This is a genomic window from Rhodoferax ferrireducens (genome assembly GCF_031458075.1).
Lineage (GTDB): Bacteria > Pseudomonadota > Gammaproteobacteria > Burkholderiales > Burkholderiaceae_C > Rhodoferax_B > Rhodoferax_B ferrireducens_A.
On record NZ_JAVDXT010000001.1, the window covers coordinates 1,760,498 to 1,776,665 of the forward strand.

A 16,168-nucleotide genomic window follows, 5' to 3' on the forward strand; every position below is an offset into this window, starting at 1 on the left:
CCATGTTCACTCCCCAACACAGCCCCGCCGCCGAGCGCAATCTACCGCCCATTCTTGAAGTTTTGCAGCGCGTGCTGCCGCCCGCGGGCACGGCGCTGGAGATCGCCAGCGGCACCGGCCAGCATGCGGCCGGTTTCGCCCAGGGTCTGCCGGGTTGGACCTGGCAGCCCAGCGATGCGCAGGATGCGGGTTTTGCCTCCATCGCCCACTGGTGTGCGCAGGCTGGGGTGGCGAATGTGCTGCCGCCGCTGGTCCTGGATGTACTGGCCAGCCCCTGGCCGTTGCTTCGCACATTCGACGCCATCTTCTGCGCCAATATGCTGCACATCTCGCCCTGGGCCACCTGCGCCGCGCTGATGGACGGCGCGGCCCGGCATCTGGCGCCGCAGGGTTTGCTGATTACCTATGGCCCCTACCTGGAGCGCGATGTGCCCACGGCCCTGGGCAACCTGAACTTCGACGCCAGCCTGCGCGCGCAGAACCCGGCCTGGGGCATACGCCAGCTCGACGAGGTGGTACAGCAGGCGCAGCGGGCCGGGCTGCAGTTGCGCGAACGCAACCCTATGCCGGCCAACAACTTGCTGCTGGTGTTCGGTCGCTAGCCAAACGCCACCGCGGCCCGGCGGTGCGCGGCCTTGTCGGCCAGCGCTGCATCGTGCGTGACCAGCAACATGGCCCACTGGTGGGCGGCGGTGCTGGCGCACAGCAGCTGCATGGTGCGCTGCTGGGTGATGGGGTCGAGCCGGGATGTTGGTTCGTCGGCAAACAGAAAGTCGGGTTTCAGCAGCAGGATGCGCAGCAGCGCAAAACGCTGCAGCTCGCCGCCCGATACCTCGCTGGGCAGGCGCGCCAGCAGGTTGGCGTCCAGCTTCAGCTCCTGCATCAGGCTTTGGGACTCGGCGCTGCTGAGTTGGTGCAGCTTGATCAGGTCGTCCAGGCTGTCGCCGATGCTGCGCTGGGGTGCAAAGGCGGCGGGCGGGTCCTGGTAGAGCTTCTGGAACGCATGCGGGCGCTGCCGCGTGCGGCGCACCGTTCCCCGGTCGGGCGCCACCAGGCCCAGCAGCATATGGCCGAGCGTGGTCTTGCCGCAGCCGCTGGGGCCGGTGATGGCGACGATCTCGCCCTCGGCCAGCGCCAGGTCGACATTCGCGAACACCGGCTCCCGGCCAAAGGACTTGGCCAGGCCCTGGGCCTGGACCACCGGCGCGGCGCCGCTGCGCAGCGGCCGGGCCAGGCGCGGCCAGTGCGCGGCGTCGGCCTGCACCAGGGCCTGGGTGTAGGCGTGGCGCGGCCGCTGCAGCACCTGGCTGGCCGGGCCTTGCTCGACCACCTGGCCGTCCAGCATCACCGCCACGTTGCCGCCTAGCTGGCGGGCCAGGGCCACGTCGTGGGTGATGGTCAGCAGCGCCTGGCCGGGTTGTAGATGGCTGAGCAGCAGCTGGCCAATCTGCCCGCGCAGTGCGGCGTCCAGGCCTTTGGTCGGCTCGTCGGCGATCAGCAGCTGGGCGCCGGCCGCGCGGGTGGCGGCAAACGCTACCCGTTGCGCCATGCCGCCGGAGATCTGGTGCGGGTATTTGCGCCGCGCCGGCTCCAGCTGCAGTTGCTGCAGCGCCTCGCCGGCTTCGGCGTCTGCGGCTGGCCAGGCCTGGCCGCGCACAAAGTGCGCCACCTCGGCCACCTGGGGCTGCAGCCGCATCGCCGGGCTCAGTGCCAGCCAGGGCTCTTGCGGCAGCATGGCGACCTGGTGGCCCCAGCGCGGCTGCGGGCTGCGCCGGCCCCATACAGCGATCTCGCCGCTCATGCGCAAGCCTGGCGGCAGCGTGCCCATCACCGCCTGCGCCATGATGGATTTGCCCGAGCCGGACTCGCCCAGCACCGTCAGGCATTCGGCTTCGCGCAGCTGCAGGCTGACGCCGCGCACCACCGGCTCGGCCCCGGCGCTGACCGCCAGGTTGTGGATTTCAAGCGCCCAGGCCATGCTTTTTCCCCAGGGTTTGCAGCGCCAGCACGGTGGCCAGCAGCAGGAGCACCGGTGGCGCCAGCATCCATGGCGCGTCGGCGTAATACGGCAGGGCCTCGGTCATCAGCAGGCCCAGCTCGGCCGCCGGCGGGCGCAGGCCGATGCCGACAAAGCCCAGCGCCGATACCGCCAGCACGGCGTTGCACACGGCCAGCGCGGTCAGCGCCAGCAGCGTGCCGCGCAGTGCCGGCCACACATGCTGCTGCACGATGTAGATACGGCCAAAGCCCAGCAGCTGGCTGGACTGCACCTGCGGCCCGCCCAGCAGCGTCGCCGCCGAAGCCCGGGTGGTGCGGAAGAATTCGACCCAGGCGGTCAGCACCAGGCCCAGGTACAGCGGCCAGGTGCGGCCCGGCGCCAGCGCCGACAGCAGCAGCACCCAGAGCAGGCCGGGCAGGGCCAGCACCGCATCGGCCAGAGCCAACAGCAGGCGCTCGGTCCAGCCGTGGCGCCAGGCGGCCAGCAGGCCCAGGCCCGCGCCCAGGCTGGCGGCCAGCAGCGCCGACAGCAGGGCCAGCGACAGCGAGATCTGCGTGGCCGCCGCCAGCCGCGCCGCCACATTGCGGCCCAGCGCGTCGGTACCCAGCCAGTAGCTGGCGCTGGGCGCCTGCAGGCTGGCCGACAGGTCTTGCGCGGCCGGGTCGGGCAGCAACGCCGGGGCGATCCAGGCCAGGGCCGCCACCAGCGCCAGCAGCAGCCAGGACAGCTTGCGGCTCATCGCGCGCTCCTCGGGTCCAGCCAGTGGCAAAGCGCGTCGACTGCCGTGTTCAGCACGACGAACAGCAGGCCCATGGCCAGGGCCGTGCCCTGCACCATGGGCACGTCGCGTGCCACGATGGCGTGCACCAGCGCGTGGCCGATGCCGGGCCAGGCAAAAAAGGTTTCCACCACCACCATGCCCTCGACCAGCAGCACCAGCTGGGTGCCTGCATAGGCGGCCACCGGCACGGCGGCGTTGCGCAGCACATGGCGCAGCGTGACCCAGCGCGCGGGCAGGCCCTTGGTGCGGGCGAACTGCACATAGGGGCTGGCCAGCACCTGGGCCAGGCTGTGCCGGGTGGTCTGGGCCAGGCCGGGGGCCAGCGCCAGGGCCAGGGTCAGCGCGGGCAGCACGTAGTAGCTGGCGTCGCCATGGCCGGCCACCGGCAGCCAGTCCCATTGGACGGCGAACAGCGTGGCCAGCAGCAGGGCCAGCACAAAGGCCGGCACCGCGCGCAGGCCCAGCGCCAGGTTGCCGACCAGCCGGTCCAATGCTGGCCGCTGCAGCAAGGCCACCGCGCCGCCCAGGCCCACGCCCAGCAGCAGTGCCAGGCCCCAGGCCAGCAGCGACAGCGCCACGGTATGGCCCCACTGGTGCGACAGCGCGGCCAACACCGGTTCGCCCGACACCAGCGAGACGCCGAAATTGCCCTGCACTACATCGGCCAGCCAGGCCAGCAGCTGCTGCCACAGGGGGCGGTCCAGCCCCAGCTCGTGGCGCACGGCCTCGGCGGCGGCGCTGTTCACCATGTCGTAGCCATAGCGGCCGGCGGCGATGCGGTAGGCCGCGTCACCGGGCAGCGACTGCAGCAGCGCAAACGACAGCAGGCCGACCAGCAAGGCCACGCCCAGCATGCGCAGGAGCAGGGCCTTCATGCCCACACCATTTGGTCAATGCGATAAGAGCGCTCCAGCGGGTCGATCACCACCCGGCCCAGGCGCTTGCTGCTGGTGGCGGTGTGCTGGTACCAGGCGATGGGGATCACCGGCAGCTCGGCCTGCAGCACGGTAGCGATGGCGCCGCGCTGGGCGGAGCGGCGGGCGCCATCGGCCGTGCTGCTCAGGGTCTGCAGCGACTCGCGTACCAGGGCGCTGTTCCAGCCCATGGCGCCCCAATCGCCTCCGTTCTGGCCAAAGTCCTGCAGCAGCGTGCCCAGAGGGTCGGGCACCAGGCCGTAGTTGCGCGCCAGCAGGGCCAGCTCCAGCGAGCCGTCCTGGTGGCCGGCCGGGATTTCGCTGGAGTTGCCCACCGTCACCGCCACGTCGATGCCTATGGTTTTCAGCTGCGCCTGCAGCGCGGTGGCTACCACCGGCAGCTCGGGCCGGTCGGGAAAGGTGCGCAGGGTCAGTTTGAAGGCTTGGCCCTGGCGTTGCAGCATGCCGTCCGGCCCGGGCGTCCAGCCCGCTGCTTGCAACAAGGCGCGGGCCTGCGGCAGATCGCGCACCAGCGGCTGCAGTCCGGACACATGCCATTCGCCCAGGCCGGGCGGGAACAGCTGGGTCGCGGCGGCGCGTGGTTCGCGCAGCACGGCGCTGGCGATGCCGGCCCGGTCGATCGCCAGGCTGAGCGCGCGGCGTACCTGCACGTCTTTCAGGAACGGGTGGCCGGCGTTCACCTTGATATACAGGGTGCGCGGGATCGGCAGGGTATGGAACTGCAGCGCCTTGTTGGCCTGCAGCCGGACAAAGTTGGCCGGGTCGTGGGTGAATACCAGGTCGGCCTGGCCGCTGGTGGCCAGCAGATTGCGGGTTTCGCCGCGGCCCACCGCCAGGTAGCTGACCCGGGCAATCGCGGGCCGCAGGCCCTGCCAGCCGTCGAAGCGCTCCAGCTGGACTTTTTGCGGAGCTTCCAGCCGGCTGATCTTGTACGGGCCCGAGCCGATCACGGCCTGCACCGAACCATCGGCCGCATAGGCTCCAGGGGCCAGGATTTGCGTGCTGGTATGGGCCAAAAAAGCCGGCAAGGCGGTGAACGGGCGCGCCAGCTCCAGCAGCACGGCGTTGCCGTCGGCGCTGATCTTTTGCAGCGGCGTGGCGCCCAGTACGCCGGGCGCTTTGTGCGCCCGCTGCAGCACCAGGGCCACATGGGTGGCATTGACCGGGCTGCCATCGTGGAAGCGCGCGCCGGTGCGCAGCGTGAAGCGCCACAGCCGCTGGTTGGCCGACACCTCCCAGGCGGCAGCCAGGCCCGGCGCCAACGCGCCATCGGTATCCACCTCGACCAGGGTTTCGGTGACCTGCAGGCGGCTGAACACATAGCCGGCGCGCGAGGGCTCGAGGCTGTTGATCTCCCAGGGGGCGGCGATGTTCAGCGTGTCTTTCTCGGCAGCGGCCCAACTGGGCAGCGCGGGGGTGGACAGGGCCAGCGCCAGTGTCTGGCGGCGGGAGAGCATGGGGCTGTTCATGCGGTCTGTTCCTCGGCACTGCGCTCCCAGGACGGAAACGGATCTGCCAGCTGGGCCCAGGCGGCCTGGCCCTTGCGGCTTTCGGTGAAGGTCAGGTGGGCGCGCTTCCAGGCCGTTTCGATGGCGCTGCGGTCCATGTGCTGGCCGATGAAGACGACTTCGTTGATGCGGTCGCCGAAGGGTTCGGTCCAGTGGCTGTCGAGTGCCTGGCGCTCGGCCGTGCCAGGCGCCGGCCAGCGGGCCCGTGGCACGGCCGCCCACCACTGGCCTACCGGCTCGTGCGTGGCTACATTGCCGGCGCGCGAGTAGCTCACCGCCCAACTGGGCCGGCTGGCCAGCCACACATAGCCCTTGGCGCGCAGCAGGCCGGGCAGCGGCTGCTGCATGAAGTCGGCAAAGCGCTGCGGGTGCAAGGGCTCGGTGCTGCGCAGCACAAAGCTGTGGATGCCATAGGTATCGGTTTCCGGTGTGTGCTGGCCTTCGAGCGCGCGGGCCCAGCCGGGCATGGCGCTGGCGCGCTCCAGGTTGAACTTGCCGGTGCCCAGGATGGTGGCCAGCGGAATGCGGCCGTGGTCGGCGTAGACGATCTCGGCGCCCGGGTTTAGCGCGTGGATGACGGCGGCCACCTCGGCACGGCGTTTCAGGTCCACCAGGTCGATCTTGTTGACCACCACCACGTCGGCGAATTCGATCTGCTCGGTCAGCAGGGCGGCCAGGCTGCGGTCGTCTCCGTCGCCAGCCACCGCGCCGCGCTGGGCCAGCAGGTCACGGCTCGTAAAGTCTTGCAGCAGGTTGAGCGCATCCACCACGGTGACCATGGTGTCGATGCGCGCCACCTGGTTCAGCGAGGCGCCGTGCTCGTCCTCGAAGTCAAAGGTCGAGGCCACAGGCAGCGGCTCGCCGATGCCGGTGGACTCGATCAGCAGGTAGTCGAAGCGGCGCTCGGCGGCCAGCTTGCGGACTTCCAGCAGCAGGTCTTCGCGCAAGGTGCAGCAGATGCAGCCATTGCTCATTTCGACCATTTTTTCATCGGTGCGCGACAGGGCGGCGCCGGCGTTGGCCGCGCTCTTGTCGACCAGCGAGGCGTCGATGTTGACCTCGCTCATGTCGTTGACGATCACCGCCACCCGCAGGCCTTCACGGTTTGCCAGGATGTGGTTGAGCAAGGTGGTTTTGCCGGCGCCCAGAAAGCCGGACAAGACGGTGACGGGAAGGCGGGTGTGCAGCATGGTGGAGTTCTGGTTTACAAGCTTTTCAGGCCGCCAGCGCAGGTAGTACCTGCGCCAGCAGCTATGGATTGGATAGCGTCAGTTGTTCTGCATGCCCAGCGCCAGCTGGGTCACGTTGTGCCGCGCCATCAGCAAATAGCTGCTGCCGGGCTGGCCGGGGCCGGACAGGGCATCGGCATACAGGCTGGCGCCCAGGGTCACGCCGGCGTCCTTGCTCAGCTGGGCCAGCAGCTTGGGGTTGCTCATGTTTTCCATGAACACGGCCTTGATCTTTTCGCGCTGGATCTGGCGGATCAGCTTGGCCACTTCCTTGGCGCTGGGCTCGGCCTCGGTGGACACGCCCTGGGGCGCGAGGAACTGCAGCTGGTAGTGCGCAGCAAAGTAGCCAAACGCGTCGTGCGAGGTGATCACCTTGCGCTTGGGCGCGGGGATGGCGGCGAACTGCTCCTTGGCCCAGGTATCCAGGGTCTGCAGTTCCTGCACATAGGCTTCGCTGTTGGCCTGGTAGGCGCTGGCGCCGGCCGGGTCGATCTGGCCCAGGGCTGCGGCGATGTTGCGCACATACAGCACCACATTGGTCGGGTCTTGCCAGGCATGCGGGTCGGCTTCGGGCCGGCCTTTTTCATCGGTCAGGGTACGGCCCTTGACGCCCTTGCTGGCGACCACGCTCGCGCCCTTGTAGCCGGCGGATTTGGCCAGCTTTTGCGCCCAGGGCTCGAAACCCAGGCCATTGGTGACCAGCAGCTTGGAGGCCAGGATGGTCTTGGCGTCCGAGGGCTTGGGCTCGAACACATGGGCGTCTTCGTCCGGGCCGACCAGGCTGGTCACGGCCACGCGCTCGCCGCCGACCACGCGCACCAGGTCGCCCAGGATGCTGAAGCTGGCGGTCACCGGGATCTTGTCGGCGGCAAAGCCGGCAGTGCACAGCACGGCGGCGGCCAGCGGGGCGAGGAGTTTTTGGACCAGGTTTTTCATAGGAAGCTCGGTTGGAGAGTGGAAGAAATCAGGCAATGCGGTGGCTGCGCGCCAGCGCGCGGGGCAGCCAGCCGCCGGGGGCGAACAGCAAAGACAGGCCGTACAAGGCACCGGCGCAGCCGATGATGGTTGGGCCGGAGGGCGTATCCAGGTGGTAGGACAGCAGCAGCCCGGCGGTGCCGGCCAGCATGGCCTGGGCGCTGGCGTTCAGCAGTTGGGCCGGCAAGGTGTCGTGCCAGAGCCGGGCGGACACGGCGGGCAGCATCATCAGGCCCACGGCCATCAGCGTGCCCAAGGTCTGGAAGCCGGCGACCAGGTTGACGACCACCAGCATCAAAAAGCCTTGCTGCCACAGCCAACCCCGATGCCCGGTGGCGGCCAAAAACACCGGGTCAAAGCTCTCCAATACCAGGCCGCGGTAGCCGGCGGCCAGCGCCAGCACGCTGATGCTGGCGACCCAGGCGACCAACTGCAGGCCGGCGTTGTCCACGCCCAGCGCGCTGCCGAACAGGATGTGCAGCAGGTCCAGCTGGGTGCCGTGGCCCGACACCAGGGTGACGCCCAGGGCCAGCGCCACCAGGTAGATCGCGGCCAGGCTGGCGTCTTCTTTCAGGGCCGTGGTGCGGCTGACCCAGCCGGCCAGCGCCGCTACCAGCATGCCGGCCAGCACGCCGCCCAGGGCCATGGCCGTCAGCGACAGGCCGCAGAGCATGAAGCCTATGGCCACGCCGGGCAGGATGGCGTGGCTCAGCGCGTCGCCGAGCAGGCTCATGCGCCGCAAGGTCAGAAACACACCCAGCGGCGCGGCGCTGAGCGACAAGGCCAGGGTCGCCACCAGGGCCCGGCGCATGAAGGCGAATTCGGCGAACGGGGCCACGCCCAGCTCCCATAGCGCGTGCATCATGCGGCGGCTCTCAAGCTATCAATGGCGCAGACTTCGGCCGTCTCGTCCCAGGCCTCGGCCATGGCGCGGGCCTGGCGCAAGAAGGGTTCGGCCATCACCTGCGGCGTCGGCCCCCAGGCGACTTTTTCGCGCGCCAGCAGCAGGGTCTGCGGGAAGTGCTGGCGCACCTGGGCGTCGTCGTGCAGCACGGCGACCACGGTGCGGCCCTCGGCATGCCACTGGCGCACCAGGGCCAGCAGGGCGGCGGTGGTCTTGCTGTCCATGGCGGTGAAGGGCTCGTCCAGCAGGATCAGCTGCGCGTCCTGCACCAGCATGCGGGCAAACAGCACGCGCTGCAGCTGGCCGCTGGACAGCGAACCCAACGGCCGGTCGGCAAAGCCGTCCAGCCCCACGGCCAGCAAGGCCGCATCGGCCTGCGCCAGTTGGGCTGCGTCCACGCCGCCCCAGGCGCCGCGCCGCGGCCAGCAACCCAGCAGTACGCAGTCGCGCACCTGGATGGGGAAGCCACGGTCGATCTCGGCCAGTTGCGGCAGGTAGGCGATGCGATCCCGCGGCACGGCCACCCGCACCTGGCCGCCGCTAGGGGGTAGCAAGCCCATGGCGGCTTTCAGCAGCGTGCTTTTGCCCGAACCATTCGGGCCGACCACGGCGGTCAGCGAGCCCGGCTCGAACTGCCCGCTGACATGGTGCAGCGCCGGGTGCTGACGGTAGCTGACGGTCAGGTTGTCCAGCCTCACCATGGTGCGATGCCCTGGTTGGCCCAGGCCACGCCCAGCCAGAGCAGGGCGACGGCCGGCACAACGGCCAGTACCCGCAGCCAGGCCGGCCAGGCCAGCACGCTGCGTTGCAAGAGGTTTCGGGGGGAGGGCGCGGACATGGGACTTTACAAAATGGACGAATAAATGCCACAGGGTTGCGGTAATAATGCAACCTGATTGCGGTTAATGTAATGCAACTTAGTTGCGTTATTGGTGCCGCCATTGAAATTTACACAAAACCACCACGCCATGGCTTCCATCCTGCCCCTCACCGAGACCGACCCGATCGACGCCCTGCTGTCGGCCCACGGCCTGCGCCGCACCACCGCCGCACGCCTGGTTCTGGGCTGGCTACTGGCCCACCCGGACACCAGCTACACCCACGCCCAGCTGCAACTGGCCCTGGTCGGCGACGACGCCGAAGCCCCCGGCGTCACGCTGGACCGCGTCACCCTGTACCGCCTGATCGACCGCCTGACCCAGGTGGGCCTGCTGCTGTGCCGGGTCGACGCCAGCCGCGTGCGCCGCTACCAGGCCATGCCGACCAGCGTGCACGCCATCCCGCATTTCGAATGCCAAAGCTGCCACCGCGATAGCCCGCTGGCCGGCGCGCTGCGGGCCAACGGCGTGGACCTGGAGCGCGCCGCCGAGTCGGCCATGCAGGCGCTGAAGGCCCTGGGCTACCAGGGCATGAGCATGGACTTCGCGGTGCGCGGCGTCTGCGCCGACTGCGCCACCGGTACCACGCCACCGCAAGGTGTGCCCGCGTGATCCGCACTACCGGCCTGGCCTATGGCTACGCGCAAGCACCTGCCATCAGCTTCCCCGACATCGATGTGGCCCAGGGCGGCGTGCTGCTGCTCAAAGGCCCGTCGGGCGCGGGCAAATCCACCTGGCTGGCGCTGGCTGCCGGCCTGCTGCGGCCCAGCCGCGGCCAGATCGAGGTCGCCGGGCAAGACCTCACTGCTCTTAAAAAAGTAGCTGCCGACGCATGGCGGGCGGGCGCTATCGGCTTCTTACCCCAAAAACTCCATTTGAGCGAAGCGCTGACCGTGGCCGGCAACCTGGCCATGGCCCAATGGGCGGCCGGTGTGCCCGACGACCCGAACGCGGTGCAGCGCACGCTGGAGGCTTTGGACCTGGTAGCGCTGGCCGGCCGCAAGCCGCGCCAGCTGTCCGGCGGCCAGGCCCAGCGCGTGGCCCTGGCCCGCGCCGTGCTGCTGCAGCCCAAGGTGATCCTGGCCGACGAGCCCACGGCCAGCCTGGACGATGCCGCGGCCCAGGCCGCATTGCAGTTGCTGCAAGCCAGCGCCGAACGCTGCCAGGCCACCCTGGTGATCGCCACCCATGACGCCCGGGTGGCGGCGGCCTTGCCCAGGGCAACCACATGCCAAATCGGCAGCCAGCGCATATTCAATCTGCAGGAGGCGCTATGAATATCGTAGCTATCGCCTTCCGCTACCTGTGGTCGCGGCCGCTGACTGCGGCTTTGAACCTGCTGCTGCTGGCGCTGGGCCTGGCCAGCATCACCTTCGTCTGGCTGGTCAGCACCCAGATGGACCGGGCGTTTGAACGCGACCTGGCCGGCATCGACGCCGTGGTCGGCGCCAAGGGCAGCCCTATGCAGCTGATACTGGCCGGTGTGTTCCACATCGATGTGCCGCCCGGCAACATCCCGCTGGCGGCGGTAAAAGAGATGGAAAAAGACCCGCGCATCGCCAAGCTGATCCCCATCAGCCTTGGCGATACCTTCCGCGGCTTCCGCATCGTCGGCACCACCACCGCCTACGCCGAGCATTACGACGCCAAGCTGGCCCAGGGTGCGCTCTGGACCCAGGCGATGCAAACCGTGGTTGGCGCCCAGGTGGCGCAGAACACCGGCCTCAGCGTCGGCGCCAAGTTCTACGGCTCGCACGGCTTGGGCGGCGGCGGGCATATCCATGGCGACTTCCCCTATACCGTGACCGGTGTGCTGGCCCCCTGCGGCTGCGTACTGGACCGGCTGGTGCTGACCGCCACCGAATCGGTGTGGAAGGTGCACGAAAAGGCCACGGCCCTGGACGACGAAGACCAGAAGATCATGGAAGAAGAGCGCGAGATCACCCTGGCGCTGATCACCTACAAAAGTCCGCTGGCGGCGGTGAGCTTTCCGCGCTTCATCAACACCACCACCGAGATGCAGGCCGCGGCGCCGGCGGTGGAAATCACCCGCTTGCTGCGCATGGTGGGCGTGGGCACCGAGGTGCTGCGCGGCTTTGGCGCAGTGCTGCTGCTGACCGCCGGCCTGAGCGTCTTCATCGCCCTGTGGAACGCTGTGCGCGAGCGCCGCGCCGACCTGGCCATGCTGCGCATGCTGGGCGCGCCACCGGCCAAGATCGCCGGCCTGGTGCTGTGCGAAGCCCTGCTGCTGGCCGCCATGGCCACGGCCCTGGGCCTGCTCGCCGGCCATGGGCTGGCCGAACTGGTCGGCAGCTGGCTGCAGGCCGAGGGCTCGCTGCCGCTGACCGGCTGGATCTGGTTGCCGTCCGAATGGTGGGTACCGCTGCTGGGCGCCGTGGTGGCCGCGCTGGCCGCCGCGCTGCCGGCTATGGGCGCGTATCGGCTGGACGTGACCACGCTATTGAATAACCGTTAACTTTTTACTGGAGCTATGCATGACCAAAACCCTCGCCACCCTGATCCTGTCCAGCCTGCTGGCCGCCAGCGCCTTTGCCGCCGAAAGCGACAAGGACACCAAGGAAGACGTGGCCCGCCACCGTGCGATCGCCGCCGCCCATGAGAACGCCGCCAAGTGCCGCGAGGCAGGTAAAGGTGAAGATTTATGCGTCAAGGAACTGCAAGCCGCTTGCAAGGGTCTGGCTATTGGAAAATACTGCGGAATGAAGCACGAACACTGAAGAGGATGGCCGCATGCACCGTTTTGCAATCACCCTACTGGGCGCGTTGACCCTGGGCTCGGCGCTGGCGCAGACGCAGCCGCTGGGTTCCATTGACCTGCCGGCCGGCACCGGCGCGGGCTACCACAGCCCGAACAGCCCGTTTGCGCCACTGGCCGAGCGCGCCGACGTGGTGCCCTGGTCGGTGCTGACGGCGGTGAAGACCCGGGCCGAGAAGAACCGCATCCTGCCGCACTTCGGCCTGGCCCAGCTGGCCTTGCACCAGAAGACCCAGCGGGTCCAGGGCTTCATGATGCCGCTGGAGCCAGGCGAGCGGCAAAAGCATTTCCTGATCAGCTCGGTGCCGCTGACCTGCTCGTTCTGCCTGCCCGGCGGACCCGAGAGCATGGTCGAGGTCAAGACCAAGACCCCGGTCAAATACAGTATGGAGCCGGTGGTGGTGGAGGGTACGTTCGCGGTGCTGAACGACGACCCATATGGCCTGTACTACCGCATGGTGGACGCGACCAGCGTCAAGTGATTAGTCTTTGTTGAACTAAACCGCTGACGCGGTGGTTGGCCATCACAGGCCACCACGGTGTTTAAAAACCACCCAAGCCACTTCATAATCCGATCCAATAAATGGGGGGAACTTTCAAACCTCTATCGCGACTGCCTCAGCAGGCAGTTCAGTGCAACATGGTTTATCGGCCGCGGGAGGTGTTTGGGTTTCTACGAGCATTGCAGCGCGGCAGATAACGTTAATCATTAGGGGTTCTCATGGGGGCTTGGGGCGCAACTCTGTATTCAGACGACACGACATGCGAAGTGCGCGACGCTTATGTCGAAAATCTGAAACATGGCCTATCTGACACTGAGGCCTATGAACGCATATTGCGCGGCTACGCCGATCTACTGGACGATCGTGAGGTCGCGTGCCTCGTCTACTTTGCACTGGCTGATACGGCCTGGAAGTTTGGTCGCCTTCACAAAGATGTCAAAGCGAGAGCGCTTGAGCTGACCCGACAGGGCGGGGATGTATTTGTTTGGGAACGTGATGCACCTGGCGAAGTCCCAGCAAGAAGAAAAGCGCTCCGTTCGCTGGAGACGAGGTTGCTATCTGACCAGCCAGCACCGAAACCAATTAAGGTATTGAAACCAAAACCGAAGAAGATACGGACAACCGCCCCAGTTGGTTCGGTGTTCTTATTGAAGCTACCGAATGGGTACAAGGCAATGCTTGTCTTGGTTGGCTTTATCGATCTCAGCAGAAGCGTTGATCCTGTATTTTCGGTTTTGAACTGGTTGGGAACGGACTTGCCTTCGCAGGTTGAATTGGACAATGCTGCGAGAACGGCAATGCAGTTTCAGTCGGGCCTCGGCGACATGGCGCACATCGGCATCCTCCCAGAAGACGAACGGAAGAGCGTTATGGCTGATCTCGAGGCTACAGGGCAGTCTACTGCGACCGAAATGCCGTACAACCCTGAGAGTTTCGTGTTCAAATTCGCAGAGGCAATTGGCAACGAGATCAGCGCCCACTTCGTTGATCGGAACCCCTAACTCTCGGTCAAACCCTGTACAGCGTTATCGCCAGCAGCAGGTACAGCAGGCCAAAGCACACCGGCACCCAGTTCTCCACATGGGTCAGCGGCAGGTAGAGCCTGGCGTTGGTGCCGCGGCCCATGGCAGTCCATTCGGCGTCGTAGGGGGCGACCGGCAGCATCTGCTCCAGCGCATGCACCACCTTGAACTTGGCCGAGTTCAGCTGGCGGTAGGAATACACCACGCGCCACCAGATAAAACACAGCAGCATCACCGCCAGAAACGGCGCCAGCCCGACCAGGCTGGGCTGTAGCACTTTTTCCTTCAGCAGCACGGTGAAGGCGGTGATCAATGCGGTGTGCACGCCCACGAAAAATGAGTTTGCCAGTATGCGCCGGGCGCTGACCCTGTCGGCCATCTCCACGTACAGCTTGTACTGTTCAAAGAAATGCTTTTCGTATTCGGCACCGTAGGCCGCCTTGGTTTGCCGCAGCAGTGGGAGCTCGTCCATGGTCAGCAGCCTATGACCTTGAATTCGACGCGCCGGTCCAGCGCGTCCGACGCATCGTCACGGCCATTGCCGACCATGGTTTGGCGCGAGCCCATGCCGTTGGCAATGCTACGTTTGCCCAGCGCCGGGCTGCTGGCTTCGAGCCGGGTCTTCACATATTCGGCGCGCAGCAGCGACAGCCTTTCGTTCAGCGGCTCGGGCCCGGTGGCGCTGGTGTGGCCGGTGATCTCCAGGCAAGCCGCGCCGCTGGCGGCGCGGGTGGCGATGGATTTGAGCCACAGCGGGTAGGCCTCGGTCAGCCGGGTTTCGCTGCCAAAGGCGGTGGAGCCGGGGCGGAACAGGAACTTCACCGCCAGGCGCTTTTGCTCCAGCCCGAAGTCGACGATCTTGGCGAACGCGGCCTCGGCCCGGTCGCGCCGGCCCAGTTTCCAGTTGCTCAAGTAGATGCCGTTGTAGACCCGGAACTGGTCGCCGGCCGGGCTGCGCTGGGCGCTGCTGTACAGGTCCAGCGCCTCCTGGTAACGGCCGGCGTCGTAGGCGTCCATGGCCTCGGCGACCTGGGCGGCGGCCAGGATGCGCTCGGTGTACAAGGCGTTGATTGGGTCGCCAGCGCGCGTGCCCTGGCAGGTGCGGATATAGCCGAGGGTGGCCGGGTCTTCGGTCCAGGCCGGTGCATCGCGGAAGCTGGCCAGCGGCGTCGGGTCGACTCCCTCGGGCTTGGAAAACGCCAGGCCCTTGCTCACCAGCTTGCCGGTCTTCAGGTCGGCCAGTGCAAAGCAGATGCGGTAGGCCTCGCGCACGCCGGCGCTCTGCCGCGCGGCGTTCACGCCGGTGAAGGTGCCTATCAGCACCAGCGGGCTGCGCGCCACATTGGCGGCGGAAAACGGCAGCAGCTCCAGCTGCGGATACTGCTCGCGGATCAGCGTCGCCAGCTTTTGCCCCATGGAGCGCGTGGTGTTCGACTGCGCGCCGGTCAGGCCGTCCACCAGCGGGTCGATCACCACCGGGTGGCGCGTGCCGGCGGCGGGCAGCTGGGCGTTCTTCAGCAGCGTGGTGGCCGCGGTCTGTACGGCTTCGTCGTAGGGCAGGATGGGCGGTGGTGGCGCCGCCGGCGCGGGAACTGCGGGGGCCGCTGCGGTCGGCGCGGATGCGGCCGGAGCCGACGGCAGCGAGGGCAGGGCGATGCGGCCCGCCTGGCAGGCGCTGAGCAGCAGCGCGGCCAGCAGCATGCTGGTGGTGGGGGATGCGAATTTCATTTCTGGCACTCCTGTTGCAGGAACAACTGCGACTGGCTGGACAAGGCCTCGCCCAGCGCCTGCCGCTCCAGCAGCGCAGTGCAGCGTGGGTTGGCGGGGTTGGGCTTTTTCACCACCGGCGGGTTGCTGCGGATCGGCGGGGTCACGATGGCCACCGGGGTGGCCGGCGGTAGCAGGGTGGGCGTTGCCGATGCGCTGGGCGCTGGTGTGACGGCTGCGGTGGGCGCCGCCGTGACCGTGACCGGCGCGGTGACCGCCGGGCGTTCGGCCACCGTCTGCCGGCGTGCCAGCGCGGTCGCACCGAAATAGCCAACGACGGCCAGCATCAACAGCGAGGCGGCGCCACCCCAGAGCCAGGCCTGGAGAGTGACGGGCACCGGCACGGGCGGCGGCGGGTGTACCGGTGGTGGAGCTGGCGCTGCCACCACGGCGGGCGGGCCCAGCTTGTGGGCAATGTCCTGCAGTAGCTGCTGCAGGCCGGGGAACTCCGGGCTGCCGTCCCAGCCCACCAGATCCGCTGCCTGCACCTCGCGGAAGCCGGCGGGCGGGCGTACCCGGTCAATGAACACCGGGATCAGCCGGCCCAGCAGGCGGCCTTCGGTGGCCTCTTCGCAGACCCATTCGCTGTGGATGGAGTTGTTTGACCAGAGCACCAGCATGCAGCGCATGTCTTGCAGCTCCTGCTCCAGCAGGCTGCGCCAGGTGACGCCGGCCGGCACACGGCGGTCCCACCAGACCGACCAGCCCGCAGTTTCCAGGGTGTGTGCCAGGCTGCGGACCCGCTCGCGGTCTTTCTCGTTGTAGCTCAGGAAGATGTCTGCCATGACGTTCCCCTGCGGCAAGGCCCGTCCGGCTGCGCGGTGCGCACAGGGCTGGGTCGGCTCAGCCCGAAGATATTACACGCAGAGTTGCCGGTGCAGCACGATGTGT

The 16,168-nt window shown here is 67.8% G+C and carries 19 protein-coding genes; 7 read left to right on the forward strand and 12 right to left on the reverse strand.

Features of this window, described 5'->3' with window-relative positions:
• The first annotated feature begins 2 nt into the window (after window positions 1-2).
• Window positions 3-602, forward strand: coding sequence for a DUF938 domain-containing protein (locus tag J2X19_RS08150; protein ID WP_310372281.1), 600 nt, complete (start codon window positions 3-5; stop codon window positions 600-602).
• On the opposite strand, the gene J2X19_RS08155 is transcribed toward J2X19_RS08150, so the two are convergent.
• The 9 genes from J2X19_RS08155 to J2X19_RS08195 all read right to left on the reverse strand — a co-directional run bounded on the left by J2X19_RS08155 (window position 599) and on the right by J2X19_RS08195 (window position 9,169).
• Window positions 599-1,978: an ABC transporter ATP-binding protein gene (locus tag J2X19_RS08155; protein ID WP_310372282.1), complete on the reverse strand. Its 1,380-nt coding sequence runs from the start codon at window positions 1,976-1,978 to the stop codon at window positions 599-601. The genes J2X19_RS08150 and J2X19_RS08155 overlap by 4 nt on opposite strands.
• Window positions 1,962-2,738 (reverse strand): ABC transporter permease subunit, encoded by a 777-nt coding sequence (locus J2X19_RS08160; protein WP_310372284.1) that lies wholly within the window; start codon window positions 2,736-2,738, stop codon window positions 1,962-1,964. The genes J2X19_RS08155 and J2X19_RS08160 overlap by 17 nt, the downstream gene beginning before the upstream one ends.
• Window positions 2,735-3,655 carry an ABC transporter permease gene (locus tag J2X19_RS08165; protein ID WP_310372286.1) on the reverse strand — a complete coding sequence of 307 codons (921 nt, stop codon included), beginning with the start codon at window positions 3,653-3,655 and terminating at the stop codon, window positions 2,735-2,737. Before J2X19_RS08165 ends, J2X19_RS08160 begins: the two co-directional genes overlap by 4 nt.
• Entirely contained in the window at window positions 3,652-5,184 is a 1,533-nt protein-coding gene (locus J2X19_RS08170; RefSeq protein ID WP_310372287.1) for an ABC transporter substrate-binding protein, read from the reverse strand. The genes J2X19_RS08165 and J2X19_RS08170 overlap by 4 nt, the downstream gene beginning before the upstream one ends.
• A complete protein-coding gene (locus tag J2X19_RS08175) occupies window positions 5,181-6,413 on the reverse strand; it encodes a GTP-binding protein (protein WP_310372288.1) in 1,233 nt (410 codons plus the stop codon). The genes J2X19_RS08170 and J2X19_RS08175 overlap by 4 nt, the downstream gene beginning before the upstream one ends.
• A 78-nt stretch (window positions 6,414-6,491) precedes the next feature.
• Complete coding sequence (locus J2X19_RS08180; protein WP_310372289.1) at window positions 6,492-7,388, reverse strand: metal ABC transporter substrate-binding protein; 897 nt, start codon at window positions 7,386-7,388, stop codon at window positions 6,492-6,494.
• Between the two features lie 28 nt (window positions 7,389-7,416).
• Complete coding sequence (locus tag J2X19_RS08185) at window positions 7,417-8,292, reverse strand: metal ABC transporter permease (RefSeq protein ID WP_310372291.1); 876 nt, start codon at window positions 8,290-8,292, stop codon at window positions 7,417-7,419.
• Complete coding sequence (aztA, locus tag J2X19_RS08190; protein ID WP_310372293.1) at window positions 8,289-9,032, reverse strand: zinc ABC transporter ATP-binding protein AztA; 744 nt, start codon at window positions 9,030-9,032, stop codon at window positions 8,289-8,291. The genes J2X19_RS08185 and aztA overlap by 4 nt, the downstream gene beginning before the upstream one ends.
• Window positions 9,026-9,169 carry a hypothetical protein gene (locus J2X19_RS08195; RefSeq protein WP_310372295.1) on the reverse strand — a complete coding sequence of 48 codons (144 nt, stop codon included), beginning with the start codon at window positions 9,167-9,169 and terminating at the stop codon, window positions 9,026-9,028. The genes aztA and J2X19_RS08195 overlap by 7 nt, the downstream gene beginning before the upstream one ends.
• Before the next feature lie 130 nt (window positions 9,170-9,299).
• Between J2X19_RS08195 and J2X19_RS08200 the strand changes: the two genes are divergently transcribed.
• The 6 genes from J2X19_RS08200 (at window position 9,300) to J2X19_RS08225 (ending at window position 13,489) form a co-directional block, all read left to right on the forward strand.
• Window positions 9,300-9,821: a Fur family transcriptional regulator gene (locus J2X19_RS08200; protein WP_310372297.1), complete on the forward strand. Its 522-nt coding sequence runs from the start codon at window positions 9,300-9,302 to the stop codon at window positions 9,819-9,821.
• Entirely contained in the window at window positions 9,818-10,486 is a 669-nt protein-coding gene (locus J2X19_RS08205) for an ABC transporter ATP-binding protein (RefSeq protein ID WP_310372299.1), read from the forward strand. The genes J2X19_RS08200 and J2X19_RS08205 overlap by 4 nt, the downstream gene beginning before the upstream one ends.
• Complete coding sequence (locus tag J2X19_RS08210) at window positions 10,483-11,685, forward strand: FtsX-like permease family protein (protein WP_310372301.1); 1,203 nt, start codon at window positions 10,483-10,485, stop codon at window positions 11,683-11,685. The genes J2X19_RS08205 and J2X19_RS08210 overlap by 4 nt, the downstream gene beginning before the upstream one ends.
• A 19-nt stretch (window positions 11,686-11,704) precedes the next feature.
• A complete protein-coding gene (locus J2X19_RS08215) occupies window positions 11,705-11,947 on the forward strand; it encodes a hypothetical protein (RefSeq protein WP_116607989.1) in 243 nt (80 codons plus the stop codon).
• Window positions 11,948-11,960: 13 nt separating this feature from the next.
• Window positions 11,961-12,467, forward strand: a complete 507-nt coding sequence (locus J2X19_RS08220; RefSeq protein ID WP_310372303.1) for a DUF3299 domain-containing protein — start codon at window positions 11,961-11,963, stop codon at window positions 12,465-12,467.
• A 287-nt stretch (window positions 12,468-12,754) separates the two neighbouring features.
• A complete protein-coding gene (locus J2X19_RS08225; protein ID WP_310372305.1) occupies window positions 12,755-13,489 on the forward strand; it encodes a hypothetical protein in 735 nt (244 codons plus the stop codon).
• A 7-nt stretch (window positions 13,490-13,496) separates the two neighbouring features.
• Here J2X19_RS08225 and J2X19_RS08230 read toward each other — a convergent pair whose 3' ends face one another.
• Genes J2X19_RS08230 through J2X19_RS08240 form a run of 3 tightly spaced genes read right to left on the reverse strand, consistent with a single transcriptional unit; the run spans window position 13,497 to window position 16,062 of the window.
• A complete protein-coding gene (locus tag J2X19_RS08230; RefSeq protein ID WP_310372307.1) occupies window positions 13,497-13,982 on the reverse strand; it encodes a RipA family octameric membrane protein in 486 nt (161 codons plus the stop codon).
• A gap of 2 nt (window positions 13,983-13,984) precedes the next feature.
• Window positions 13,985-15,238 (reverse strand): OmpA family protein, encoded by a 1,254-nt coding sequence (locus J2X19_RS08235; RefSeq protein WP_310372309.1) that lies wholly within the window; start codon window positions 15,236-15,238, stop codon window positions 13,985-13,987.
• The gene (locus tag J2X19_RS08240; RefSeq protein ID WP_310372311.1) at window positions 15,235-16,062 is read right to left on the reverse strand and encodes a toll/interleukin-1 receptor domain-containing protein; all 828 of its coding nucleotides are present in this window, start codon (window positions 16,060-16,062) and stop codon (window positions 15,235-15,237) included. The genes J2X19_RS08235 and J2X19_RS08240 overlap by 4 nt, the downstream gene beginning before the upstream one ends.
• Window positions 16,063-16,168: the final 106 nt, after the last annotated feature.

What these genes read in the sequence shown, in the direction of transcription:
- J2X19_RS08180 (WP_310372289.1), bottom strand. Translation starts at nt 7,388, where the DNA reads ATGAAAAACCTGGTCCAAAAACTCCTCGCCCCGCTGGCCGCCGCCGTG.
- aztA (WP_310372293.1), bottom strand. Translation starts at nt 9,032, where the DNA reads ATGGTGAGGCTGGACAACCTGACCGTCAGCTACCGTCAGCACCCGGCG.
- J2X19_RS08155 (WP_310372282.1), bottom strand. Translation starts at nt 1,978, where the DNA reads ATGGCCTGGGCGCTTGAAATCCACAACCTGGCGGTCAGCGCCGGGGCC.
- J2X19_RS08195 (WP_310372295.1), bottom strand. Translation starts at nt 9,169, where the DNA reads ATGTCCGCGCCCTCCCCCCGAAACCTCTTGCAACGCAGCGTGCTGGCC.
- J2X19_RS08165 (WP_310372286.1), bottom strand. Translation starts at nt 3,655, where the DNA reads ATGAAGGCCCTGCTCCTGCGCATGCTGGGCGTGGCCTTGCTGGTCGGC.
- J2X19_RS08230 (WP_310372307.1), bottom strand. Translation starts at nt 13,982, where the DNA reads ATGGACGAGCTCCCACTGCTGCGGCAAACCAAGGCGGCCTACGGTGCC.
- J2X19_RS08220 (WP_310372303.1), top strand. Translation starts at nt 11,961, where the DNA reads ATGCACCGTTTTGCAATCACCCTACTGGGCGCGTTGACCCTGGGCTCG.
- J2X19_RS08210 (WP_310372301.1), top strand. Translation starts at nt 10,483, where the DNA reads ATGAATATCGTAGCTATCGCCTTCCGCTACCTGTGGTCGCGGCCGCTG.
- J2X19_RS08175 (WP_310372288.1), bottom strand. Translation starts at nt 6,413, where the DNA reads ATGCTGCACACCCGCCTTCCCGTCACCGTCTTGTCCGGCTTTCTGGGC.
- J2X19_RS08215 (WP_116607989.1), top strand. Translation starts at nt 11,705, where the DNA reads ATGACCAAAACCCTCGCCACCCTGATCCTGTCCAGCCTGCTGGCCGCC.
- J2X19_RS08170 (WP_310372287.1), bottom strand. Translation starts at nt 5,184, where the DNA reads ATGAACAGCCCCATGCTCTCCCGCCGCCAGACACTGGCGCTGGCCCTG.
- J2X19_RS08235 (WP_310372309.1), bottom strand. Translation starts at nt 15,238, where the DNA reads ATGAAATTCGCATCCCCCACCACCAGCATGCTGCTGGCCGCGCTGCTG.
- J2X19_RS08160 (WP_310372284.1), bottom strand. Translation starts at nt 2,738, where the DNA reads ATGAGCCGCAAGCTGTCCTGGCTGCTGCTGGCGCTGGTGGCGGCCCTG.
- J2X19_RS08200 (WP_310372297.1), top strand. Translation starts at nt 9,300, where the DNA reads ATGGCTTCCATCCTGCCCCTCACCGAGACCGACCCGATCGACGCCCTG.
- J2X19_RS08150 (WP_310372281.1), top strand. Translation starts at nt 3, where the DNA reads ATGTTCACTCCCCAACACAGCCCCGCCGCCGAGCGCAATCTACCGCCC.
- J2X19_RS08240 (WP_310372311.1), bottom strand. Translation starts at nt 16,062, where the DNA reads ATGGCAGACATCTTCCTGAGCTACAACGAGAAAGACCGCGAGCGGGTC.
- J2X19_RS08185 (WP_310372291.1), bottom strand. Translation starts at nt 8,292, where the DNA reads ATGATGCACGCGCTATGGGAGCTGGGCGTGGCCCCGTTCGCCGAATTC.